Below are 22163 nucleotides of genomic sequence, written 5' to 3'. Positions count from 1 at the left end.
GCCTTCAATTCTTTGTTGTATTCTCGCATCAGACTATATGCATAAGTTTTTGAAACTCCAAGAATTGCACACACATCTTCCACATCCATATACATTTTTTCCTGCACCATACTCATACCACTTTATCCTCCTTCAAATACTGCTCAACATGTTCCAGACCATAGATCTTGTCCTCTACATAGCGGGTTGGCACCCGTCCGAGAATCACATAATAGTTCTTGCTTTCCAGATCGGTATTCATTCTTTCCACCACCCGGTAAGCAAATGAAACTGATAATCCAAAGAGTTCTGCAATGTCTTCCACTGATAAATACATTTTTCTTTTACGCATGAAACCATTCCTTTCCCTCTTCCTGTGGAATCTCACAAGTATCTTCTACTCCGTAGAAACGCTTCACAAAATACTTTGTCGGAACTTTTCCTCTAAGCGTCAGATATCCCTGTTCCAGCTCCTTGTTCAGATTTCCGATGATCTCATAAGCCGATGTCTGTTTTACTTCCAGAAGTTCACATATATCGGCTGCCTTTAAAAATAATTTGTTCTGCATAATCAGTACCTCCTGTGTTTTGAATATTTATCTCTTCATATACTCTGTACTGGCAGATACAAAATCGGACATCCTTTTCCGAAATTTATCAAATTTTTTTGTTTTTTAATTCTCCATCAGTGTGGTTACTGTGTCATGGAGTTTAGCTCATTGAAAATAAAGATCCTTTCTTTGGTATCTTTTTTCTAAATGCAGGCAACAAAAAAAACAGTCTGCCTTGACGAAAATCACTTCAATCAAAACAAACTGTTCTTCATATTCACTCTAATTATATTTTATGAGAATAACTGATTTCACGAAATTTGCAGGTGAATCTGGAATATAAACAAGAGAAAAAAATATTTTTTAAACTCCATTTGCACTCCATTTGGTCTTTCCAACTACCCACAAATCCTTTATTTATGGGCTTTTTCGCAATTTAGTCCGCTACTCAAACTCCTTTGCGGACTGCGTTTCATAACACGCAAAGGCTATTATTAGAGGTTTATACTTCGAACGTGTGTTCTGATTTTGTGCTTTTCGCACCGCTTATGAAGAAATAAACTCCAAAATAACTCCATTTTACTCTTTGTTATTTTGTTGTTCTTCTCTTGCGTACAGGAGGTCCAATGCCTGACATACAACACCACTCATGCTCTGATAGTGTCTTTCTGCATACTCAACAAGTCTCTGTTTTTGCTCTGGAGTCACCCGTACTCGTATGTTTTCTTCTTTGCCATCTTTTGGTGTTTTTCTAGCCAAACATATCACTTCCCTTCCACAAGTACAGTTTACTACTGATTACTACAAAATGTCAATCTATTTTTGTTATTTATATATATATTCTCTTGGACTAATCTTGAGCTATCTTGAACTAATTTACTTCTCACTCCTGTAGATCTTTATCTACAATCTCCCAGTAACCATTCTTTGGAGATCCATGTCTTATAAGAATACCATACTCTTTTAACTTCTTAATATTGTTCTCAATATTTCGACTGGCAACCCCGATTTTCTCAGCTAACTTAACTGCTGATAATTGACGATCTTCTGAAAGCAACTTTATAATCTTTTGTTGTGTATCGTTGAGGTCTGTTCTCCACTCTGCCTCCGATGTTTCTCCGATGCTTCTCCGATGTTTCTCCGATGTTTCTCCGATGTCTTCTTTTTCATTTGTCATCGGAAATGAATTACGGAACAGCTCTACCCGAAACATATTATCGAATTCCTGAAATCTCGGCTTCGAAAGTCCATACGCTTCTGCTGCATTAAGGATTCTTTTAATTCCGCTTCCCCATGCTTCTACGAGTCCCATCTGACTGAATATGTTGGCAATTCCTTTATTCCGGATCTTAGAATGACCATTCATGACTTCCTCATAAGTTAATCCGTTATATAATCCGCCTGGAGAAGTCACCTCCAGTCTGTCATCATAAACTGCGACCTGAATACAGGATTCGTCTAATAGGTTACGGTGACAATGGGCATTAATAATCATTTCTCTGATTGCTTCCGGTGGTAACTCATATTTCTCTTTTCGCACCAATCCGTCAATTGTTGCTCCAAGCCGAATATTTCTCAATACAAAATCTACTGCTTCTTCGATTTGTGTATAAATCGGTCCTGTAAATTCTCTCTTATCCAGAAACACTGCACGATCTGTTCCCTTGAATACCGCACATTGTGTTTTAGAAAAAAGAAAATAATCTGATGTCAGCAACGCATAGGCATTCGTTGCCAGAAGTTGTCCCTCACTCTGCTTTAAGATCTTCCAGTTTATCAGCTGCTCTTTCTTTACAGAATGTTCTGACATTCCTGCTTTCTTCCGGAACTTTTCGATATCCAGACAAAGTTTCTCTGTTGCTTCCTCTGAAACAGGATAACCCACACAAGTAAGCTCATCCCATGAGATTCTGGCTCCTTCCATTTCCAGTTCTTTTATCTTCTCCGGAAATGCCTGTCTTGATGTACCTGCTACACGGATATAAGTGCCATTATCTTTTCCCTTTGATTTTAGATAATATGGTCTATTCTTTCCTGCTTCTACTGATACAACAATAACTGTTTTCCCGTTTACCGTCTGCGGCTCAATATCAGGAATGATCTGTGGCACACAGGAATCAGAAACTGCATTGGCAATTCCATCCATCAGCTGAAACAACACATCATTTTCCACACCAACAATCTGGTGTGTTTTATCATCTACTCCAACAATCAGCTTGCCACCTTGTGTATTGGCAAAAGCTACGATTGTCTTCATGTACTTTTCACTTTTATCAGGTAAGGATACCTTGTACTCAATATTTTTCGATTCCCCTGAAAACATAGTATCTTCTACCATTCTTTCACTCCTACTCTTCTAAGCTGTATCATCAGCGGTGTTATTTCTCCAGCTTCAACATAAATTTATCCGAATCATTAACAATATTATACGTTTCATCACTGTCCTCCGGCAAGTAAGAAAATGAAAATATCTGCTTTCCTTTTTCTGCCTGTCGCTTTGATGAATATACCGTCACATATAGCGCATTCGGAATCGACTGATCGTAGCTGAACCGCACACTTTTAAATGAATTTTCCCTGCAACGTTTCACGATTTCTTCTGCACATACTTTCTGGTCCGCTACATACAGTTTATTTACCACTACCGTCAACCGTTCTTCATGGTAATTGTCTGCTGTCATTGCATAGGAACCATACACATCCATGTCACGCCCATATTGCAAACATCCAAGACAACCGCTTATAACCATTATTATACCGATTATCAGGCTGGTAAACCACCTTTTTTTCATTTTCTCGCTCCTTTATCCCCCCCTGTATTATAGTACAAGTGTATGACAGCACAGCTTATTTTTCAATACAGTTGTATTTATAATTTTAGGAAAAGACGAGGTGCCGTTATGATTGTATATATTGATTTAGAAAATCTACTTAAAGAAAAGAATATCAGCAAAAATAAGCTTTGTGAAGCCTGTAATTTACAACGCACACAGCTTAACAACTACTGCAAAAATAAAGTAAGTAGGATTGACTTCACAATACTTGCAAAACTCTGTGAATTTTTGGACTGCACACCGAATGATATACTGAAATTAAAGTAGGGCATTGGTTTTTTCTCCAGTGCCCTTTTTTGATGATTGGTTTTTCAATTACGTTTATTTTTTCATCTTATGATCTGATGGCAGTCTCACTTGACACCTATGGCTTTAACTTCCTCCAAATAATCAGCTTTAGTATAATACATACGACCACCAAAACTGCCACCAAGGCACCATCCAACAGCAACTCTGTGTACCATGGTGCAGACTGCATGGCATATAAATTTGGATAGTTTTTGAAGTGCCAGAACTTATAAATTCCGAACCCAATGAAAACTCCTATGAATGAACCAATAACGATGTTTAAAAAACAATTCAACTTTCTCAGCATAGTAGTGCACCCCTTTTCTAGATTGTAATACTATTTCTTCTTTAATCCATATCGGTTATAACCTCTATATATTAAAGGCAACAGTACAATAAATAATACGATGTACAGGAACATCAAGAACGAAATCTGACAAAATACAAACGAACCAATCTGAAAAATAATCGGCGTCCTCACTGCATTAAAAATATTAGTCAATACAGTCGGCAGCAAATTGAAAAAATCATCAAATGCCGGTAATACTCTTGCGATAAACGGCATCATACAAAGCAGGAAAAATGGGATACAAACCGCCAAATTCGGTGTATGCATCTTAACTGTCACCAGCATAGTCAGAGCAGCACAAAACATCGTTGCGATATATCCGCCCACAAGTATCAGCAAATAATATTCTCCATATGTCATAACATAAATACTGTATGGATCATCAATCTGATACGGTGTGAAAAATCCACTTGTTCCCATTACTGCAAATGAGATAAGAGACAATATACCCACTCCGATCCAATAGGTAACCGTTGACACAAGTATTCCCACAAAAATCTTGTTTTTTATTGCCTTCGATCTTCCATATTTAGTGGCCAAAAAAACATCCTCTGTTCCCGGGCGGAACTCTCCGGAAAATATACCGGCTACCAAAAAACCTATGATCACTGCCATTAACAGTACATAAGTTTGTGCGTACATTGTCATCGTAGCCCAGGAATCTTTTGCTTCGAACGTAAAAGGTATTTCTATCTTTTTATAAACGCTTTCCAGATAACTTCTCTTTTCAGGTGTAGTACCATACTCTTCCACTATTTTCTTCATATTGTCCTGATAGATTGTATAGATATTCTGTAGCTGTTCATCTGAAAGCTGATCTACTACACTTTCATTCCATTCTGAATCTGGAGTCATTATGCCAATTACAAAACTATAAATATCGTAATATGACTGTACTGTTTTTCCATATTCTGTATTTGGTATTTCATCTGGATATTTGGCCGATATCGTCTTGTAATCATCTATTACTTCGGAAATTTTCTCCGCTGTAAGTTTTCCTTTCCATTGATTGATATTTTCAGCCAGAAGCCGTCCCGCTTCAATCCCAGTGTGATCTTGCCCCTCTTCATCCACATAACGCATACTTCCGATTGCCATACCGGAATAAATAATCGTCACCACAAGCACTGCCGCAAGCAAGACCTGATTAATCCGCTTAGAAAAGATCTTTTTCAACTCATATTTGAACATCATCTTTATCACCTGCCTTTTCTCCAAAATACAGAAGAAATGCATCCTCCAGTGTTGTCTCCACCTGTACTGCATTCCTTGCCGGCGGCGTTTTTGAAAGGACTCTTAGTTCCACTCCGTCGGCAACTGTCCTTACATTTCCAGTCAGATATTTCTTCATATAATTATTCAGTTCCCTTTTAGGCACAGTACAATTCCATACTGACATATCCATAGACAAAATAATCTCATCCGATGTTCCTGTATAGAAAAATTTTCCTTCTTTCATCAATATGATTTCATTTGCCACGTATTCGACATCTGACACAATGTGGGTAGACAGCAGGACAAGGCGGTCTTCCGACAATTCGCTGACCAGATTTCGGAACCGGATTCTCTCATTCGGATCAAGACCGGCGGTTGGCTCATCCAATACTAATATCCGCGGATCATTCAACATCGCCTGAGCAATTCCGACTCTCCGGATCATTCCTCCTGATAAAGTCCGCATCTTTTTTTTCCGCTTTTCAGCCAGCCCGACCTGCTCTAGCAGTTTTAAAGCCCTTTTCTTTGCCACAATGGGACGGAGTCCTTTGATGGATGCAATATACATCATGTAGTCATACACTGAAAGATCCGGATAAAACCCGTAATTCTGCGGCAGATAACCGAGTATCCCTCTATAAGATGCTCCCAAACTGAAGATATCCTTTCCATTCCACAAGATTTCTCCGCTTGTCGGATTTATCGCTGTACACAGCATCCGCATCAAAGTGGATTTCCCCGCTCCGTTTACTCCCAATAACCCATATACACCTTTCTCCATAGAATATGTTACGTGATCTACTGCATGTACATCTCCATAATCTTTTGTTACATTTTTAAATTGCAGTTCCACTCGACTTCACCTCCCAGTTTATTTCGCAGTTACATTGCGATTTGTGAACACAAAAGATCAGATAACCAAATGATATAATCAGTAAGCCAACCCAAATCGGCATCGAAATTCTCTGATAAATAGAATCTGTCGACACAATCAGCGTCCAGATCAGTATGCAGGCTATACTTAGAAAAACGGCAATATACTCCATATCATTCCATTTGCTATACAATAGTCGGAAACAGATACAACAGGAAACATTAAACGGAACTAGAAAATCTATGATGAGCCGGTATGCCGAAATCTGTAGCGTATAAACTGAAATACTGAAAAAAGCTGTAATCATAACCAGATCCACTGCTGCAAATAGCAATGTCCTTGCAGCACAGATCTGGCGCAGTGAATAGAATGCCGTTTTTTCGATCTCGACTGCAGAAAATCTCCGGTTCTTCCAGATTTCAGGTACGATCATCACAGAAAACATCACCGACATAGCCCCCAGTGTCCGCTCTGTATTTGCTCCTCCATCTGAGTCCGTCAGCAGAATCCAAAGCAGAAACAGGATTCCTCCCTGCAGGGCCCACCATCTTTTCTTGATAAATTTGAACTGCTCAAATAAAAATTCAAAATACGACGCCCGTCTGTTATCCTGACGGCTCACAATGTCTGAACACCGTTCCATTACTGTGCAAACTGCCGTTTCCTGTATATATTCCTTCTGTATCAAGGATTTATACTCCTTGATTTTTCTCTGATACTGCTTCAATCTCTTCCCTCCTCCAACTGTTTTGACAGTAATTCTTTTGCTTTCGAAACACGATATTTTACAAGTGATAATTTTATATGTAATAAATCAGAAATTTCTTTTTGTTTTAACCCCTGAAAGAAAAACAAGATTGCCGTCTCTTTTATTTCTTCCGGAAGCAGATCTAACGCCCGTTCTACATCAATCCGGATTTCTATCTCTGACAGATTATCCTTTTCTATATCCGGCAACTGATCCAATAATATTTCCTTCTTTTTTTTATAGTAGTTTTTAATGATATTTCCCGCTATGCTGTATAGATAGCTCTTCGCCTTTCCTATTTCAGCTCCGCTCATCAGCGCTCCGAAAAACCTCACAAAAGTTTCTTGTACCATATCTTCTGCACATTCTTGATTGTGGATGTGCAGAAAGCAATATTGATAGATAAAAGAATAATATTTTTCAACAAACTGATTACCTGCATGGTTGTTGCCGTTTCTGATTTTCTGTAGTAATAAGAAGTCAGAAGTCATCTCATTCCTCCTTCCTCATTTGCCCCCTATATTTTACCCTCCTATATACTAAGACACCTAACAAGCATAAAAAGTTAGTTAAAGATAAATTATTTTTTAATTTTTATTTTAGAGTCTCGATATACTCCTCCAGACACAATCCTTTTTCCTGCATTTCCAGGGCAGCATCCACCCCTACATACCTATAATGCCAGGGTTCATTGTTCACTCCTGTAATTTCTATCTTATTATCAGGATACCTTTTAATAAAACCATATTTATATGCATTATTGGCAAGCCATGTATAAACAGCATCCGAAGAACACTTGGACGTATCCGCATTGATATCAACGGCTATCCCAAGTTCATGCTCACTTGTTCCAGGTTCGGCAACATATTCTTTCGCAAGTTTTTTTGCCTCCCCACGTGAATAGCCTTCATTCTGATACTGCTGAATTCTTTCATTCATAATATCTTTCTGATCCTGAGTTGTCCTGTACCCTTCTCTTACAAATAATTCAAGTCCCTCAGCTCTGGCATCATCAAACATCTGCTGAAGCTGAGGATAGATTCTCGAATCCACTTTTTCTCCGTTTGATAATTCTGTGAGTTCTACCTCATAATTACGGGGAACACAATAATCGTCATTTACAAGAATCAAGTTCCATCCAAAAGAAGTATCAGCTTCTCTTCTAAATAGATTAAAACTGTTAATCATCGGAATTTCACCCTGAATCACCATATACGAAACAGCCCGCAAAAGCACAAATCCCAATATAAACACTAAAGCAACCACAGCGATTTGCTTCAAAAGTCTCTTTCGCCTGGTATACCTTTTATAACTTCTCATGTTTATCACCTTCAATCTGCTTTCAAATTTAATAATCTATATTTTATGACAATTCAGCATATAGAAAAGTTAGTTATTCGTGAAAATTATTTTTAAATTTAGAACTTGCATAACCACTACGATGTAAAAACAGTTTAGAGGCATTTATGACAGAGATTGATTTTATCTGGTTTTCGACTTTCTCCACGAAAGTGGCAAAAAATACCTGGCTACGAATTCCTTCGCTTAGGGCAAATCTGAAATCCTGAACGCTTTTATTCCTGTAGCCGGCAAATTTGTCATCAACATAAGGCAAAAGCTTCATTGAGGAATAGCTGATATTTATCAGATTTATCAGCATTTTGATTCCTTTGCGGCTGCGCACCATGTAACAGCATAAAGACCAGAATGTTTTCTGCTCATAGTAACTTATAACATCAGACTTGTAATCTCCTTAACACCTGTGACAAATACCCGAAAGATTGTTTTCATCATTGACCAGCCATGATCAATGCCGATTACTTCTAACTTGTTATTCATGTTGGCTTAACAGTGATAAGGAACTAATTTACTTATCAACTGTTAGTTGACGGTTTCCGTGGTGCATACGGACAAATCCCGTCTGATTTCTAACAGGAAGTCAGACGGGATTTTCGCTTTATATTACGAATTATGGAGGACATACCATGAAGACCTTAATATCTTGTGCCTACAATATGGATAACTGCTGTGTAGAACTGAAATTCGCCGATGGCAGCATGATTGCGATTGATACCATTGCAGTGGAGAACGAGGTTGCCGACAATATATATCAACGGTCAGAGCTTGACTATCTGATTTACAATGACCCGATTGGATATGCAGACCTTATCTTGAACGGCGATCCCGAAACCTATTTGAAAACTGTAACAGAATACAAGCCTTTGGATAGCTGACAACATGCTGCCCGCAGGAGAAAATCCTGCGGGCGTTTTTCTGTTTATATTATTTTCCACCGTTGGATCCCAGTTTTGGAAAGAAAATGACTATCTTAAAGCCCTTTCCCCACTGGGAAGTAGCTTCCAGACGAAGGTTTAGATCGTCAGCCATCTTCTTAACCAGGTAAAGCCCTATACCAGTAGCTTTCTTTCGGCTGTCAGTAGAATCCCCGGTAAAGCCCTTTTGAAAAATATACGGCAGATCATATTTTTTTACACCAATGCCGTTATCCTCAACAGAAAGGACATCTGCGGTCTCCGAATGTATCATGGAAATCGTTAGCATGGGACTATCACTGCTATATTTTATGGAATTGCTCACGATTTGTCCCAACATAAACTGAAGCCCTCTACGGTCTGTATAAACTGTTTCAGATTGCAGTTTGTTGAGAATTACAAACTGCTTTTCTTCCAGAAGTGGGGCATAGTCCTCCAGAACTTCCCCCAAGCAGTCATTCAAATTGACATCTTCAAACCGATAATCCTTTGTACTGCTCTTTAACCGGGCATAGTAAAGCATCTGCGTGACATTCTCCTGAAGTTGACTACGGACATAATCCAACTTAGCTTGCAGGGAAGGCGATATTTCGTCGATTCGGTTATCCAAAAGCATGGTCAGCAACGACAGGGGCGTTTTCGCTTCATGTGCCCAGCCTTCCACATATTCTTCATAGTCCCGTAGGGCATCTGCCATACTGCTACTCTCATTTTTGTGTTCCTGTAAAACTGAGGCCAGAAGCCGGATAGATTCTCCTTCTTCCCGGCTGATGACACTGAGCAGCCTTTCCTCGTTGCAGATGGTAGGATCACTGAGGAAATCCCGGAACAGCTCCCGGCGGGTGGTCTCCCGCTTGTTTAGTACAAACAGGATCGCCGAAAACAGAAGGATGCTTGTCAGAACCACTAACCCAATCAAGGTCTGAAATGCCTGAATGTCAGAAATCCAAAAAATGATAAAACAAAAGCAATCCACACCCAGCAGCAACAGCAGCCAAGGGTAGTACCGTTCTATTATGCGCCAAAACTGCTTCATGGAGATACCTCCGCTTCCAAACGATAGCCCATCCCACGAACCGCAACGATTCGTTGCTTCATCTCCAGACCGGACATCGTCTTTTTCAACCGGGTCAGGTTAACCTGCAAGGCATTTTCGTCTATGTATTCTGTGGTTCCCCATAGTGCTAAGCAAAGCTGCTCCGTCGTGACCAGAGCATCACCACTGGCCAAAAGAGCAACCAACAGTTTTCCCTGATTTTTGGGAAGCACCACAGAGGTGTTATGAATATAAAGTGTGTAAGTCTGCTGGTCCAACAAGAAATCCAATCCCTCTATGAGGTTGGTACGGCCTTCATACCTTTTGAGAATATTGGATACCCTGGCAAGAAGCCGGTCTTTTCTGCACGGCTTCGTCAAATATTCATCTGCACCCAACTGGAACGCTTGCAGTTCATCCTTTACCTGGTCTCTGGAAGTCAGTACCAGGACGGGGATAGCTGTTTTATTCTTTAGCTCCTGGCAGATTTGAAAGCCACTGATCTCCGGCAAATTCAGGTCTAAGATCACAAGGTCAGGACGGAGGGCTGCCAAGAGCTGAGCGGCATCTTCAAACTCGGTGATTGCCTCCACAAGATACCCGTCCTTTTGGAGCATATTGCAGAGTTCTTCCCGCATATAGACTTCATCTTCCACAACAGCAATTTTTTTCACGACAGCACCTCCTTCCCAATTATTCTTCTCTCTGCGGCTGCATCAGTGTCAGCAAATACCGATCACTGGAGTGCTTGACCACTCTCATATAAATATATTCTATCACGCAAAGCAGCAAAATCATAGCAGCAGATACAAGCAGCATTTCAGACACTGTCCCACGGGTTCGGGACGAGAGTATCCCTGTAAACAACGCTCTGACTCCAAACAGACTGCTGACAGCTGCAACCAATACAGGAAGTCCCATAAACCACGCAATCTGCTTTCCGGCAGACTGGCAAAGGGTTTCGTAAGTGGCTCCCAGGCGGATCAGGGTCTGGTATCTACGCCCGGTTTTCTGCTGGCTCATCAGGAACTGAACACCCACAATGGTGTTGGCAACCACCAGGAACACAATCGCCAGATAGAGGGTGATATAGCTGGATGCTACAGTATAGAAAAGCTGGCGTCCCATGTTCTGAAGATAGCTTTCATATTCGATACCTATTTCGTCCAGCTCCTCGTTCAGACCAGAATAGGCAGTCATAAGGCTATTTCCTTCCATAGCCTGTTCACTAAGTACCGCATTCACATACGTATCATACATTCCTTGGGTATGATAGAAGAAGGCTTCATCCGGAAGAATCAATGCAAAGGACAAAGTAATAGAACGATCCGTAATCAAATTTACAGACTGAACCTCTCCAGTAAGATAAATCGGACTGCCAACCAGTTCCGTTTCAGGCTGTTCAGCAAGTATGCCGTTCAGCATTGCGGTACGATTTACAGTAGTAAAGTCGGAACCTATATAAACAGCGGCTTCATCTTCACTTAATTTAATGACGGGCCTGCCGGACAATTCCAGTAAACGATTATAGTCCGACAGACAAATCAAATACGGGTATGTGGCATAACCAAGATTGTTCAGAAGGACATCCCGATCTTCCGACTGGGGCAGGCTCCGAAGAGAGTCCATAACAGCGTCCATGCTGTAGGCATTCTCATAATCTTCTGTGGTGCGAATATGCCCAACCTTCATTTCAAAAAGCTCAGAAAACTGATTTTCCAAACCGTTTTCTTTCAGGGCTGCCTGTATATTTGGAAGAACCTGCGCCGAATCTTCAACGGTATAATCTTCAAAGGTATAGTCGATTACATGACCGGTGGATAGATTGTTTGTTCCTGCGATTCCCACGCCTGCACCAAAGCAACACAGTGCTGCCAGAATCAGCAGAGAGCTGATTGCCATGGAGCTTGACTGATGAATGACATTCTCCTGAATTTGACGGAAGGTAAATACATGAAGCTGCTTATTTCCATTGCCTTTTTTAACAATCAGTGCAATCAGTGCCCGCATTCCGTAGAACAGCAGCATCGTACCAGCCGAACCCAACAGTAAAGTCAGCCCCATCATACTTACCTTCGTCCATGCAATTCCCTGAATCGCCATGTAGTAAGCCACTGCCAACATCACACTTCCGCATACAGCAGCCAGCCCATAGATAACGGAGGGCATTTGCTTTTTGGGGCGGTTCGTCGGCTGGGATAATAAAGTTCCAATCTCCTGTCGACTAATCTTTCCGCTCAAAATCAGAAGTGCCAGCAGTTTAATACCCAAGAATCCTGCCAGTGTCCATTTCATTGCGGACCAAGACAAAGAAAAATGATGGCCGATGATCCCCATACCCACAAGCTTGGCGGTGACAAGACTAACGATTTCCGAAAGCACTACAGCCGTAGGCAAGCCAATGAGCAGTGCCAGAATACTGTTTAACAAATCCTCCACCAAAAGCATCCAGAACAGTTTGCTTCTGCGCATTCCCAACATCAGATAGACACCAAACTCGTGGCGTCTGCGCTCAAATTGATACTTGCAGGCGAAGTAAATCAAAAAGAAAAGAATCCCCAGGGTCATTCCGTAAAACACAGGAATCAGAAGCAAGAGTTTGTTCACTGCATCGCTCTCCATTTTTTGCAAAAAAATCATTACATCCTGGGTGGAGATGGAAAGAATCATATAAAAGGCAATAATAGAAATTACTAGGGAGCTGAAAAACAGACCGTTTTCCTTTCGGCTGCGGTGGCTATTTCGAAAAATCAGATTAGAGAACATTGGAACTCCCCCCTCCCAGTTGCGCCATCACCTTCAGGATACGTCCATAGAACTCATGCTGGCTTTCATCACCACGGCGAAGCTCATGAAAAATAATGCCATCCTGGATGAATAGAATGCGCTTGCAGAAACTGGCGGCATTGGAATCATGGGTCACCATCAAGATCGTTGCCTGTTCGTCGCAGTTCAAGCCGGACAGTTTTTCCATAATGTTTCTTGCATTCTTGGAATCCAAAGCACCGGTAGGCTCGTCGGCAAGAATCATTCTGGGGTTCAGGATTAGCGCCCTTGCTGCCGCTACACGCTGGCGCTGCCCCCCAGACATCTTGGAGGGAAATTTGTCCAGAACATCGTTGATTTCCAGATACTTCGCTAACTGGCTTAGACGCTGGCTGCTCTCCTTTTCGGGTATACCATGCAGAGAAGTTGGAAGCAGTATATTTTCACGTCCGGTCAGATTATCCAGTAGCTCAAAATTCTGAAATAGATAACCAACTATTTTTCCACGGTAATCTGCAAGAGTCCTTCCCTTGAGTGCTTGCAGATTAACGCCCTCCACCTGAATGCTTCCACCTGTGGGTTGAATCACAGTCGCAATACAATTGAGCAGTGTGGATTTACCAGAACCGCTGCTTCCCATAATGCCAAGAAACTCTCCCGGCATCACCTGGAAGGTGATCCCATTCAGTGCCTTTGTTTGACTTGGCACATTGCCATAGATTTTTGTTAAATTTTCAATATTCAAAATGGGTTTCATGTGAATACCTCCTATCATTTGTAATAAAATGATAGCATGGGAACACAGCAAATACCACTTACAGTTGTTGTAAGGATTCAAGATATAAGTGGCGGCTCAAGGGGGACGAGCATATATTTTGTGAGAGCATCAGGCGACAATGATAAAATATACCGGATCGCCTCATTGGCAAACCAGTTCGTTTTAATTGTATCCCAATCGGCAAGCCGGACAATCGACCCTGTGCCGCTTTCAAAATCGAATACAATTTCGCCCCATTCGCTGTCGCAGTCTGCTTGATATTCGTAGATTGCGGCGGCGATTTTCTTTTTTCGTTTGGTTTTGGATTTTTGTTTCAGCCGGACAGCATGGATTGCACCTTCAGCAACCAGAAGTTCCGTCAGTTTGTCCACTGCTCTGCGGTAGGCTCGCTCTGCACCGCTGGCGGTGCTGCCCTCAAACATAACAGCCAGTTCTTCAAAGGTGGGACGGTCTTTCCAGAAACCTACACGCCCGCAGGTCATGCAGATGGCAAGTCGTTTCTCCAGCAATGTCTGTTCCCGATAATTCAGCTTGTCAAAGGCTTTCTGTACCTTGTTCGCCTGGATGCCGTTCCAGAGAATGTCGGCATAGTTCCAGCTATCGTCACGGGTCACATCCTCGCCTGTTTCCTCGCCGTCCTCGTCCTGTTCGGTTACGAAGAACTGATAGTTAATCCATCTATTTTTTTGCCTTGTTATCCGATGGCAATCTCACTTCCCCAGTTCTTTTTTTCATAATTGAATTCTGTGTTTCCATCTGGGTTGGAATATAATCGCTTTCCTGCAGAAATGCACCTGCCGCCTCAGCATATGATTCATATCCAGCTGCTTTCATTTTCTTTAACATTTTTGCCAAAGCACTGTTTTTGTCTCTACTCACCTGACGTGTGCTGATGCCCAGTTCTTCTGCTATTTTCTTAACCTGTTTCCCCATGATAAAATAATCGCTCACGATTTTCTTTTCTTTCTCTGTCAGATCACTAAAGAGTTCTTTGAAAAAAATCTCCGTTGTGATATCCGATGCAATGTCACATCCGCTATCTGCGATAAAGTCTGTCGCACAACCGTTTTCTGATTCTAATCCACAAAATAATACTGTATTATTTCTCTGATGCTGCTGATCAAACATATAATGCTCCTTATTATAAGAAATATTAAGAACTTCCTGCTCCTCTGCAGTAATATTAGCGTATTTCACCTTTTGATATCTGTCGTAAAATGTGTATTTTCTTTCTTCCATGATTATTCCTCCGATTTGTTGTTTTTGTTGATTTGTGACAAATCGAAAAATCATGGATATCTGGCATAATGCCTGCCTCTTCCCTGCATCTTGATATGCTTCCTTTCCGGCATCTACCTGTTAAAAAGGAAGCTTTTTCAAATCTGCAACCTGTTTTTTGGGTATAAAAAAAGGCCATGTCACATTTGACACAGCCTGACGCCTTGTTTTACATTATTAATATGTCTTTTACATACAAAAACAAAAAAATGATTCACACTTTCATGTAGTACCAACATAATAGCTTTGACCCTACACAAAATAAGGTGATCCTCAATTTCTAGAAAAGAAAAACCTCCGCAAACATTACGTCTGCGAAGGTCTATTTCTCTCAGCATATCAATTCTAACATGCACTTATTTTCATTGTAATACCATTCACATGCCAGTTTACTGTCAGTTCACTGCCACTTTACTTCCACTTTTCTTCCAGTTTATTTCCTCCATCTTATTCTGTATCTTTTCCGGTCGTGTAAATGCCCAGAGCATTGTTGCATACAACCGGATTGCTTTCTTACGGTTTCGATAATAAGTGGTGCTTGGCATATCATCCAGCATCAGCATCACATCTTCATTCGTATTTCCTGCTTCAAAATATCTATATTTCAAAAGCCGATAATACAGCTGTCCATTCTTTGGATAATCCCTCAAAGCTATCAGGGAATCTCTCATAATTTCAAGCAAACAGAGATTCATATCATTATTCAGAAGCTTTTCCTGGATTCTGCGTTTCTCTGCAGTCGCATCAAAATCTACCAGATCATATAACATTTCCTTCAGATACTTCCCTTCTTCTGCATACATTTCATAATCAATATCCACAAGATTCTTCTCAATACGGAACATTACCTTGGTATACTGACTCAGCAATAATTCCGTATTCTTATAAGCATCCTCTGCCACTTCTTCCATATTGATAAACATATCCTGTATTCTCTGCATAATTGTCCTCCTTCCCGACCGCTTCCGCAGCCAGACCAATCATTATATTGTTTGTTCCATTCACAGTCTGTCACTGTCCTAACATCTCTTCATGCAGATTCCGCAGAAATCTCCGCCGTGTGATAGCTTCTATTTCTGGCTGACCGGCAACTGTATGATCTATTGAAAGCAATCGGTTCTCACGGGAAAGGATGTATCCCCGACTGCTGATGTTCTCATCGAATATCTATCTCTCCAAAGGGGGCCTGATTCAGGGCTCCCTTTTAGGGCGCCATTATTTACGTTCCATAAACCATTTATAATTTTCTTCATAAGTCAGATGACAGATTTTCCCGCCCACCTGACAGGTATAACGGTATCCGGTTCCGCCAGCTTTTCGACTGGCACAACGCTCCGGTTTTGAAACCTTATCAATCGCATACTTACGTCCATCTTCCCAGACAAACGCTGTAGGGATCAATTCTCCTTCCCGGCTGAATACTGCCAGGACATCTACATACACTTTAGCTGTCATTACAAAACACCTGCTCTCTCCTATCCATGAAAATATGCCTGTGGATGAATCGTGTGTTCTTTAGCATTTAACTGTGCGAGTATCTTATCCTGATACATAAATGCTCTCTGAATACTCTGATAACCGAACCTTCCACGGATCTCATCTACCACCTGGTCCATTTTTTTGATTTTTTCTCTTTTCGTTTCATCCATAAATAAATCAAGCTGATAAGGTATCTCTTCTGATACCAGATCACATCCTCGAACACCAAGACTACGAATTGGATGTTCCCAGTTATAGTTTTTCTGAAATAACTCAAATGCTGTTCTGGCAATTTCTTCTGTAAGATTACTTGCACTGTCCAGCTTGCACTGTCTTGTGAAATGATACAGTCCATTATCCCGAATCGAGATTTCTACTGTCCTGCATTGGAAACCATTTTCACGAAGCCTTGCTCCTACACTTTCTGAAAGAGCCATCAAAATTATCTTCACGTCCAATTCACTAACAAGATCTCTTGGTGTTGTTGTGCTGTTCCCGATAGACTTGATCGGTGCTTTATATCCTTCTACTGAAACTGGAGTTTCATCCCATCCATTTGCAAAGGTATGAAGTACCAATCCCATCTTTCCAAGATATGTTTCTAATATAGAAGGTTCTGCACCTGCCAGATCTCCAATTGTACAAATACCTAGTTTCTTCATCGTCCGTTCAGTGCTTCTTCCAACCATAAGTAAATCACCCACTGGAAGTTTCCATACAATATCCTTGTAATTGTCTTTGGAAAACTCTGTGATGGCATCCGGCTTTTTATAATCTGAACCAAGCTTTGCAAATATCTTATTCCAGGAAACACCAATACTTACGGTAACGCCCAGTTCATATTTAATCCGACTGCTGATCTCTTTTGCAATCTTCATTCCGTCTCCCTTGATAGAAGTACTGGCAGTTACATCCAGCCAACTTTCATCAATCCCAAATGGTTCTCTCTGATCCGTGTATTCACTGTAAATCTCCTGTGCCATTCGGGAAAACCTCAAATAAAGATCCATGCGAGGCGGTACAAAAATTATTTCCGGGCAAACCTGCCTTGCCTGCCACAATGCCATACCTGTTTTTACTCCGGCTCGCTTTGCAATATAATTCGCAGTCAGCACAATTCCATGTCTTGCCTCCGGATCACCACCGACTGCCATCGGCTTTTCGGCAAGTTCCGGATGATGCAGCATCTCGACACTTGCGTAAAAACAATTCATATCTGAATGGAGAATTGTCCTGCTCATAACATTCACCTACCAGTCTTAAAAATCATAATAAAAGTTCTTTGCTTCATATTGACTTTGTGAAGTTTATAGATTATAATTTCTACTAACTTCACGAACATTTGTTTGTATTTTATACGTGATAATGAACTCTGTCAATAGTTTTTATAAAGTTGATGAAGTTACGATTTCAAAAACTTGGAAAGGATCCCACTATGAATTTTTCAGACAAGATTAAATATCAACGAGAACAAAATCATCTGACACAGAAAGAACTTGCAGAACTGGTCGGCGTATCCCAGCGTGCGATCGCAGCTTATGAAAGTTCCGGCACCATCGCACGAATCTCTACTATGAGAAAGCTCGCTCATGCATTAAATGTCTCTTACGATTATTTGAAACATGACGAGATCACAGATCCTTCTTATGGAATTGAAAAAATGGATTATATTGATGAAGTCAATGGACAGCTTGGTGAAAAAGGAGCCAGAGACATCAATGAGATTCTCGAAGCCAACCGTGCTCTTTTCGCAGGCGGTGAACTGGACGAAGAAGCCAAAGATGCATTTTATCAGGCTGTAACCAAAGCATATCTTTCCTGTAAGATGGAAGCTAAAAAGACATTTGGACGGAAAAAGAAAAACACTGAAACAGAATGTGATTCATAGGTGTCCGTATTTTCGTACAGCACTTTTGCTACTCTATACTTGCAGCAAACTATCTTATGAAATATCGAGGTGTTTTTATGAGTTCAAAATGTATAAGAGACACTGTTAATAAAGTAAAAACAAAATATCAGGAAAGTGATCCGTACCGCCTTGCAGCCTCTATGCATATTATTGTTAAGAAGCTTCCGCTTGGAACTGATCCAAACTGTTGTAAAGGCTTCTGTATGCGGGAATGTCGAAAGACCTGCATCGTCATTAACAGTGATCTGCCGGAAATCATACAGCAGATTATCCTGATTCACGAAATCGGACACGCACTCCTTCATCAGAAAACCCTTCAGATCAAGTGTTTTCATGATTTTGAATTATTCGATGGAGTATCACAATGTGAATATGAAGCCAATTGCTTTGCCGCTGATTATCTTCTGGAGGATGAAGATGTCCTGGAGATGCTTAACGCTGATATGTCCTTTTTCCAGGCTGCCGCTGAACTGAAAGTTCCACCGGAACTTCTTGATTTCAAATTCCGAATGATGAAACGAAGCGGCGTTCAGATTATAGATTCTCCGATCACTTCCAACAGTGACTTTTTAAAAGATATCCCTACTTCGGGAATAATAGAAAATTACTAAATATGCTATTTTTGAAAAAGGAGATTTTTGAATATGATCAACTTAAATAAACGTAGAATAGATTTTGGAAAAGGTGACGTAGGTATTGGTGTCATCGGAAACACTACAGATTCAGCACAACTGGCATTTTATAACCAGAGTGCACGTCCCATCCATATAATTAAGAATCCAGATCAGATTCCCGGATTCGAACCCATGGAATTTGAAGAGGAACCTTTTATCATGAGCTTTTCCAATCCAGAAAGCATTGATGCAGTTATCTCAATTTTACAACGTGCCAAATATATTAATTTCACTTCCAAAAGTGAACAGCAAAAAACAGAATAGATGAATGATGTATCTTATAAAGAATGGCTGTCTTTTCTCCAATGATCAGGCAGCCATTTCTTACAAAATTCTTTAATACAAATCTCCCACATATCCATCTGCTTCCAGATGCATATAGCACTCATCCACCTTGTCTGATTCCAGAATCTGCAAAACGTATTCCATACCTGTAGCAAGTTCTCTTGTTTTCAACTCTTCCAGCGGAATCCAATAAACTCTTCCTTCCTCAGAACTCTTCAATTCTCCGGTAAACTTATTCGCTTTATACAGGGTAATGGCATAGTGCACTCCACTCTTATGCCAATGATATAATCCTCCAAGCTTCGGTGCTTCTATCGTAAGTCCTGTTTCTTCCCAGACTTCTCGAATCATGGATTTCTGGAAAATCTCATTTGCTTCTACGTGACCACCTGGAAAAGTTGTACCGGTATAGCTATCATTTACTTTATCCAGTGCCAGTACCTTTCCTTCATCATCCTGAATCATACACATATTCATAAAACAGACCTTCTCAATCCGGCTCTCTTCTTTTTCATTCAGAGATTTTCTGACACGTTTGTTGATATCCGATCGTTTGGATTTATAATGCTTGAAGACCTCCCCGTATGGAATCCAGATTTCTGCATCTTCGATTTTTTCATAAACAGAATCCACTACTTCTTCCAGATGTTTGTCATTCGGAAATGTACATTGTTTCATATAATAATCTCTGGTTGCCTGAAACATCCATTCTGCAATCTTTTCTTTCTGCTTCATTTTTAACTGGGAATACTTTTTATCCGTTTGCAGTAGTCTTCCATCTATCATCTTATGATTTTTCCGTGACATCGGTATGACCTCTTTTCTTCTTTCTCGTTCAGATTTTACTATACCACAGAATCATTCCTGCGTCATACTTCTGAGCTTCGATGTCCTCTTTTTCTTCTCTCAGTACCTTATTTATAGAGGGATCTTTTTTAAGGACTCTCTTCCGGCGGCTTTGCCACCGGTAAATAGCAAGGACAGGAAGTGTATATACACTCCCGCTGAAAGTACAATTTAGGGAACCCGGCCCTAAATTAAAATCACAGAAGTCACTACTTCGAAGAACCAAGGAAAGGAGAATCTGCCTATGGCAAAGAGAAAAAGAAATATACAGATTTTGTTTTGTGTTTCCCCTGAAGAAAAAAAGCTTATTCGTAGAAAGATGATTGAATCAAAGACAAAAAATATGGGAGCTTATCTTCGTAAAATGGCAATCGACGGTTACATCGTCAACGCCGATACAACTCCACTGAAGAAACAGTATGAGGAAATGCACAAGATTGGCGTAAATATCAACCAGATTGCAAAAAAGGTAAATACCACCGGAGATCTATATCCGGAAGAAATGAAAGAATTGAAAGAGATGGTGAAAGAATTATGGCGTATCTTAAGATCTTCCCCATTAAAGTAACAGACAAGAAAGCTCTGGACTATATTACAAATCCAGATAAGACAGATGAAAAACTGTTAGTTTCCAGTTTTGGCTGTTCCCCGGAAACTGCAGATCTTGAATTTTCTATGACAAGAGAATTGGCAAAAAAGAATGGAATGGACAAAGGCGATAACCTGGCATTTCATCTGATCCAGTCATTTAAACCTGGAGAAGTTGATGCCGAAACTGCCCATCGCTTGGGACAGCAATTTGCAGATGAAGCACTGAAAGGAAAATATGAATACGTGATCAGTACCCATGTTGACAAAAATCATATCCATAACCACATCATCTTTAATGCAGCAAGTTTTGTTGATCATCACAAGTATGTTTCCAATAAGCGGAGCTACCACAAACTCTGCAGAATCAGTAATCGTATCTGCCATGAAAATGGACTTGCCACCAGTATGCCAACCGGAGAAAAAGGTAAAAGCTATAAAGAGAATATGGAATATCATCGTGGCACCAGCTGGAAAGCCAAGCTACGTGTCGCAGTTGATAAAGCAATCTGGACTTCCATCAACTATGAGGAATTTCTACAAAAAATGCAGTTAGCAGGATATGAAGTTCGACAAGGAAAGCACCTATCCTTCCGTGCACCGGAGCAGAAAAACTTCACTTATATGAAATCTCTCGGAAGCTATTATTCGGAAGAAAATGTCCGCATCCGTCTGGCTAAAAATCGTAGTAAAGTGAAAACTCCAAAGCATCTGTCCAGAGAAGCCCGCCTGTATATCAATATCTCCACGTATGTTACGACCGGCAATCGAGAAGGATTTGAACGATGGGCAAAACTCAATAACCTGAAAGAAGCGGCTCGTACTTTCAACTATCTTTCTGAAAATAACCTACTGAATTATGAGGATTTCAGGCAGCATATTTCTGATGTTGATGCTTCTGTTAAAGCGGCTGATCAGAGAATAGCACAAATCGACAGTGAGCTGAGCACACAAAAAATCATTCAGAAACACTGCGATTCTTACCGACTCTGCCGTAAAGTAATAGAAAACTGCAAATCTGCAAATAATCCAAAAGCATACCGCACCAAGTATCAGGCAGAATACAAGCTCCACGATTCACTAAAAAAAGAGCTTCAGGATCTCGGTGTTACCAAAATCCCAAGCTCTAATAAAATCCAGAAGCGGATTGAAAATCTTGAATCTGAACAAGCTGCTACCGTCCGGGAAAAAAAGGAACTACAGAAAAAGCAGAAAACACTGGATATCATTCAGCAGAATTTCACAGCACTGCTTAATGCTCCTCAAATATCGAACAACGATATCTCTCGCACCGTTGCATCCTCTCTTCAACATTAGTGTTTCCTAATGTTTCTGCCGGACCAGAAGATTTTGATGGAAGGCTTCCATTCGACCCATACGATGATGAAGATGACAGACTTCCGTTTGGATCAT

The 22163-nt window shown here is 40.6% G+C and carries 28 protein-coding genes; 7 read left to right on the top strand and 21 right to left on the bottom strand.

The window, feature by feature from the left end; genetic code table 11:
* Positions 1-112: 112 nt before the first annotated feature.
* The 5 genes from LKD71_RS08600 to LKD71_RS08580 form a co-directional block, all read right to left on the bottom strand.
* Positions 113-331, bottom strand: a complete 219-nt coding sequence (locus tag LKD71_RS08600; protein ID WP_227615093.1) for a hypothetical protein — start codon at positions 329-331, stop codon at positions 113-115.
* Positions 324-548 (bottom strand): DNA-binding protein, encoded by a 225-nt coding sequence (locus LKD71_RS08595; protein WP_227615092.1) that lies wholly within the window; start codon positions 546-548, stop codon positions 324-326. The genes LKD71_RS08600 and LKD71_RS08595 overlap by 8 nt, the downstream gene beginning before the upstream one ends.
* Positions 549-1109: 561 nt before the next feature.
* Positions 1110-1289 carry a hypothetical protein gene (locus LKD71_RS08590; RefSeq protein WP_028086473.1) on the bottom strand — a complete coding sequence of 60 codons (180 nt, stop codon included), beginning with the start codon at positions 1287-1289 and terminating at the stop codon, positions 1110-1112.
* Between the two features lie 124 nt (positions 1290-1413).
* The gene (locus LKD71_RS08585; protein WP_227615091.1) at positions 1414-2868 is read right to left on the bottom strand and encodes an RNA-binding domain-containing protein; all 1455 of its coding nucleotides are present in this window, start codon (positions 2866-2868) and stop codon (positions 1414-1416) included.
* 40 nt (positions 2869-2908) lie between these two features.
* Positions 2909-3322 carry a hypothetical protein gene (locus tag LKD71_RS08580; protein ID WP_227615090.1) on the bottom strand — a complete coding sequence of 138 codons (414 nt, stop codon included), beginning with the start codon at positions 3320-3322 and terminating at the stop codon, positions 2909-2911.
* A gap of 108 nt (positions 3323-3430) precedes the next feature.
* Here LKD71_RS08580 and LKD71_RS08575 point away from each other — a divergent pair, with 108 nt between their 5' ends.
* Positions 3431-3631, top strand: coding sequence for a helix-turn-helix domain-containing protein (locus LKD71_RS08575; protein WP_227615089.1), 201 nt, complete (start codon positions 3431-3433; stop codon positions 3629-3631).
* Between the two features lie 358 nt (positions 3632-3989).
* On the opposite strand, the gene LKD71_RS08570 is transcribed toward LKD71_RS08575, so the two are convergent.
* The 6 genes from LKD71_RS08570 to LKD71_RS08545 form a co-directional block, all read right to left on the bottom strand.
* Positions 3990-5195 (bottom strand): ABC transporter permease, encoded by a 1206-nt coding sequence (locus tag LKD71_RS08570; RefSeq protein WP_227615097.1) that lies wholly within the window; start codon positions 5193-5195, stop codon positions 3990-3992.
* Positions 5179-6069, bottom strand: coding sequence for an ABC transporter ATP-binding protein (locus LKD71_RS08565; protein WP_227615088.1), 891 nt, complete (start codon positions 6067-6069; stop codon positions 5179-5181). Before LKD71_RS08565 ends, LKD71_RS08570 begins: the two co-directional genes overlap by 17 nt.
* Positions 6053-6817 carry a hypothetical protein gene (locus tag LKD71_RS08560; RefSeq protein WP_227615087.1) on the bottom strand — a complete coding sequence of 255 codons (765 nt, stop codon included), beginning with the start codon at positions 6815-6817 and terminating at the stop codon, positions 6053-6055. Before LKD71_RS08560 ends, LKD71_RS08565 begins: the two co-directional genes overlap by 17 nt.
* Complete coding sequence (locus LKD71_RS08555) at positions 6814-7329, bottom strand: RNA polymerase sigma factor (RefSeq protein ID WP_227615086.1); 516 nt, start codon at positions 7327-7329, stop codon at positions 6814-6816. Before LKD71_RS08555 ends, LKD71_RS08560 begins: the two co-directional genes overlap by 4 nt.
* A gap of 103 nt (positions 7330-7432) precedes the next feature.
* Positions 7433-8158, bottom strand: coding sequence for a M15 family metallopeptidase (locus tag LKD71_RS08550; RefSeq protein WP_227615085.1), 726 nt, complete (start codon positions 8156-8158; stop codon positions 7433-7435).
* Between the two features lie 73 nt (positions 8159-8231).
* Positions 8232-8498, bottom strand: coding sequence for a hypothetical protein (locus LKD71_RS08545; protein WP_227615084.1), 267 nt, complete (start codon positions 8496-8498; stop codon positions 8232-8234).
* A 325-nt stretch (positions 8499-8823) separates the two neighbouring features.
* Here LKD71_RS08545 and LKD71_RS08535 point away from each other — a divergent pair, with 325 nt between their 5' ends.
* Entirely contained in the window at positions 8824-9072 is a 249-nt protein-coding gene (locus tag LKD71_RS08535; protein WP_113999293.1) for a DUF6061 family protein, read from the top strand.
* Positions 9073-9121: 49 nt separating this feature from the next.
* On the opposite strand, the gene LKD71_RS08530 is transcribed toward LKD71_RS08535, so the two are convergent.
* From LKD71_RS08530 to dinB, 9 genes are all read right to left on the bottom strand, one after another.
* A complete protein-coding gene (locus LKD71_RS08530) occupies positions 9122-10030 on the bottom strand; it encodes a sensor histidine kinase (protein ID WP_331466414.1) in 909 nt (302 codons plus the stop codon).
* Positions 10031-10143: 113 nt separating this feature from the next.
* The gene (locus LKD71_RS08525) at positions 10144-10821 is read right to left on the bottom strand and encodes a response regulator transcription factor (protein ID WP_227615082.1); all 678 of its coding nucleotides are present in this window, start codon (positions 10819-10821) and stop codon (positions 10144-10146) included.
* Positions 10822-10840: 19 nt separating this feature from the next.
* Entirely contained in the window at positions 10841-12913 is a 2073-nt protein-coding gene (locus tag LKD71_RS08520) for an ABC transporter permease (RefSeq protein WP_227615081.1), read from the bottom strand.
* Positions 12903-13670, bottom strand: a complete 768-nt coding sequence (locus LKD71_RS08515) for an ABC transporter ATP-binding protein (protein ID WP_227615080.1) — start codon at positions 13668-13670, stop codon at positions 12903-12905. Before LKD71_RS08515 ends, LKD71_RS08520 begins: the two co-directional genes overlap by 11 nt.
* A gap of 77 nt (positions 13671-13747) precedes the next feature.
* Complete coding sequence (locus LKD71_RS08510) at positions 13748-14305, bottom strand: hypothetical protein (protein WP_331466413.1); 558 nt, start codon at positions 14303-14305, stop codon at positions 13748-13750.
* A 64-nt stretch (positions 14306-14369) separates the two neighbouring features.
* Entirely contained in the window at positions 14370-14930 is a 561-nt protein-coding gene (locus LKD71_RS08505) for a sigma factor-like helix-turn-helix DNA-binding protein (protein ID WP_227615079.1), read from the bottom strand.
* 434 nt (positions 14931-15364) lie between these two features.
* Positions 15365-15910: a hypothetical protein gene (locus LKD71_RS08500; RefSeq protein ID WP_227615078.1), complete on the bottom strand. Its 546-nt coding sequence runs from the start codon at positions 15908-15910 to the stop codon at positions 15365-15367.
* A 274-nt stretch (positions 15911-16184) separates the two neighbouring features.
* Positions 16185-16424 carry a hypothetical protein gene (locus LKD71_RS08495; RefSeq protein ID WP_026650126.1) on the bottom strand — a complete coding sequence of 80 codons (240 nt, stop codon included), beginning with the start codon at positions 16422-16424 and terminating at the stop codon, positions 16185-16187.
* Between the two features lie 20 nt (positions 16425-16444).
* On the bottom strand, positions 16445-17689 hold the full coding sequence (dinB, locus tag LKD71_RS08490; RefSeq protein WP_227615077.1) for a DNA polymerase IV: 1245 nt from the start codon (positions 17687-17689) through the stop codon (positions 16445-16447).
* 194 nt (positions 17690-17883) lie between these two features.
* On the opposite strand from dinB, the gene LKD71_RS08485 reads away from it, so the two are divergent.
* The 3 genes from LKD71_RS08485 to LKD71_RS08475 all read left to right on the top strand — a co-directional run bounded on the left by LKD71_RS08485 (position 17884) and on the right by LKD71_RS08475 (position 19295).
* The gene (locus LKD71_RS08485; RefSeq protein ID WP_227615076.1) at positions 17884-18336 is read left to right on the top strand and encodes a helix-turn-helix domain-containing protein; all 453 of its coding nucleotides are present in this window, start codon (positions 17884-17886) and stop codon (positions 18334-18336) included.
* Between the two features lie 77 nt (positions 18337-18413).
* On the top strand, positions 18414-18968 hold the full coding sequence (locus tag LKD71_RS08480; protein ID WP_227615075.1) for an ImmA/IrrE family metallo-endopeptidase: 555 nt from the start codon (positions 18414-18416) through the stop codon (positions 18966-18968).
* A gap of 33 nt (positions 18969-19001) precedes the next feature.
* Positions 19002-19295, top strand: coding sequence for a hypothetical protein (locus LKD71_RS08475; protein WP_227615074.1), 294 nt, complete (start codon positions 19002-19004; stop codon positions 19293-19295).
* 72 nt (positions 19296-19367) lie between these two features.
* Here the strand turns inward: LKD71_RS08475 and LKD71_RS08470 are convergent, their stop codons facing one another.
* Positions 19368-20123: an 8-oxo-dGTP diphosphatase gene (locus LKD71_RS08470; RefSeq protein ID WP_227615073.1), complete on the bottom strand. Its 756-nt coding sequence runs from the start codon at positions 20121-20123 to the stop codon at positions 19368-19370.
* A gap of 283 nt (positions 20124-20406) precedes the next feature.
* Here LKD71_RS08470 and LKD71_RS08465 point away from each other — a divergent pair, with 283 nt between their 5' ends.
* Both LKD71_RS08465 and LKD71_RS08460 read left to right on the top strand, forming a co-directional pair.
* Entirely contained in the window at positions 20407-20730 is a 324-nt protein-coding gene (locus LKD71_RS08465) for a MobC family plasmid mobilization relaxosome protein (RefSeq protein ID WP_227615072.1), read from the top strand.
* Positions 20697-22067: a relaxase/mobilization nuclease domain-containing protein gene (locus LKD71_RS08460; protein ID WP_227615071.1), complete on the top strand. Its 1371-nt coding sequence runs from the start codon at positions 20697-20699 to the stop codon at positions 22065-22067. Before LKD71_RS08465 ends, LKD71_RS08460 begins: the two co-directional genes overlap by 34 nt.
* Positions 22068-22163 lie beyond the last annotated feature (96 nt).

Source organism: Fusicatenibacter faecihominis (assembly GCF_020686945.1).
Taxonomy (GTDB): Bacteria; Bacillota; Clostridia; order Lachnospirales; family Lachnospiraceae; genus Limivivens; species Limivivens faecihominis.
The sequence above is the reverse complement of the archived record's forward strand: the minus strand, read 5'-3'. Positions and strand labels throughout refer to the sequence as shown.

Excerpts from the sequence above, each read along its gene's own strand:
- LKD71_RS08585 (WP_227615091.1), bottom strand. The coding sequence starts at position 2,868 with ATGGTAGAAGATACTATGTTTTCAGGGGAATCGAAAAATATTGAGTAC.
- LKD71_RS08580 (WP_227615090.1), bottom strand. The coding sequence starts at position 3,322 with ATGAAAAAAAGGTGGTTTACCAGCCTGATAATCGGTATAATAATGGTT.
- LKD71_RS08500 (WP_227615078.1), bottom strand. The coding sequence starts at position 15,910 with ATGCAGAGAATACAGGATATGTTTATCAATATGGAAGAAGTGGCAGAG.
- LKD71_RS08460 (WP_227615071.1), top strand. The coding sequence starts at position 20,697 with ATGGCGTATCTTAAGATCTTCCCCATTAAAGTAACAGACAAGAAAGCT.
- LKD71_RS08475 (WP_227615074.1), top strand. The coding sequence starts at position 19,002 with ATGATCAACTTAAATAAACGTAGAATAGATTTTGGAAAAGGTGACGTA.
- LKD71_RS08570 (WP_227615097.1), bottom strand. The coding sequence starts at position 5,195 with ATGATGTTCAAATATGAGTTGAAAAAGATCTTTTCTAAGCGGATTAAT.
- LKD71_RS08600 (WP_227615093.1), bottom strand. The coding sequence starts at position 331 with ATGCGTAAAAGAAAAATGTATTTATCAGTGGAAGACATTGCAGAACTC.
- LKD71_RS08470 (WP_227615073.1), bottom strand. The coding sequence starts at position 20,123 with ATGTCACGGAAAAATCATAAGATGATAGATGGAAGACTACTGCAAACG.
- LKD71_RS08550 (WP_227615085.1), bottom strand. The coding sequence starts at position 8,158 with ATGAGAAGTTATAAAAGGTATACCAGGCGAAAGAGACTTTTGAAGCAA.
- LKD71_RS08485 (WP_227615076.1), top strand. The coding sequence starts at position 17,884 with ATGAATTTTTCAGACAAGATTAAATATCAACGAGAACAAAATCATCTG.
- LKD71_RS08545 (WP_227615084.1), bottom strand. The coding sequence starts at position 8,498 with ATGCTGATAAATCTGATAAATATCAGCTATTCCTCAATGAAGCTTTTG.
- LKD71_RS08555 (WP_227615086.1), bottom strand. The coding sequence starts at position 7,329 with ATGACTTCTGACTTCTTATTACTACAGAAAATCAGAAACGGCAACAAC.
- LKD71_RS08465 (WP_227615072.1), top strand. The coding sequence starts at position 20,407 with ATGGCAAAGAGAAAAAGAAATATACAGATTTTGTTTTGTGTTTCCCCT.
- LKD71_RS08495 (WP_026650126.1), bottom strand. The coding sequence starts at position 16,424 with ATGACAGCTAAAGTGTATGTAGATGTCCTGGCAGTATTCAGCCGGGAA.
- LKD71_RS08520 (WP_227615081.1), bottom strand. The coding sequence starts at position 12,913 with ATGTTCTCTAATCTGATTTTTCGAAATAGCCACCGCAGCCGAAAGGAA.
- LKD71_RS08575 (WP_227615089.1), top strand. The coding sequence starts at position 3,431 with ATGATTGTATATATTGATTTAGAAAATCTACTTAAAGAAAAGAATATC.
- LKD71_RS08595 (WP_227615092.1), bottom strand. The coding sequence starts at position 548 with ATGCAGAACAAATTATTTTTAAAGGCAGCCGATATATGTGAACTTCTG.
- dinB (WP_227615077.1), bottom strand. The coding sequence starts at position 17,689 with ATGAGCAGGACAATTCTCCATTCAGATATGAATTGTTTTTACGCAAGT.
- LKD71_RS08515 (WP_227615080.1), bottom strand. The coding sequence starts at position 13,670 with ATGAAACCCATTTTGAATATTGAAAATTTAACAAAAATCTATGGCAAT.
- LKD71_RS08505 (WP_227615079.1), bottom strand. The coding sequence starts at position 14,930 with ATGGAAGAAAGAAAATACACATTTTACGACAGATATCAAAAGGTGAAA.
- LKD71_RS08480 (WP_227615075.1), top strand. The coding sequence starts at position 18,414 with ATGAGTTCAAAATGTATAAGAGACACTGTTAATAAAGTAAAAACAAAA.
- LKD71_RS08535 (WP_113999293.1), top strand. The coding sequence starts at position 8,824 with ATGAAGACCTTAATATCTTGTGCCTACAATATGGATAACTGCTGTGTA.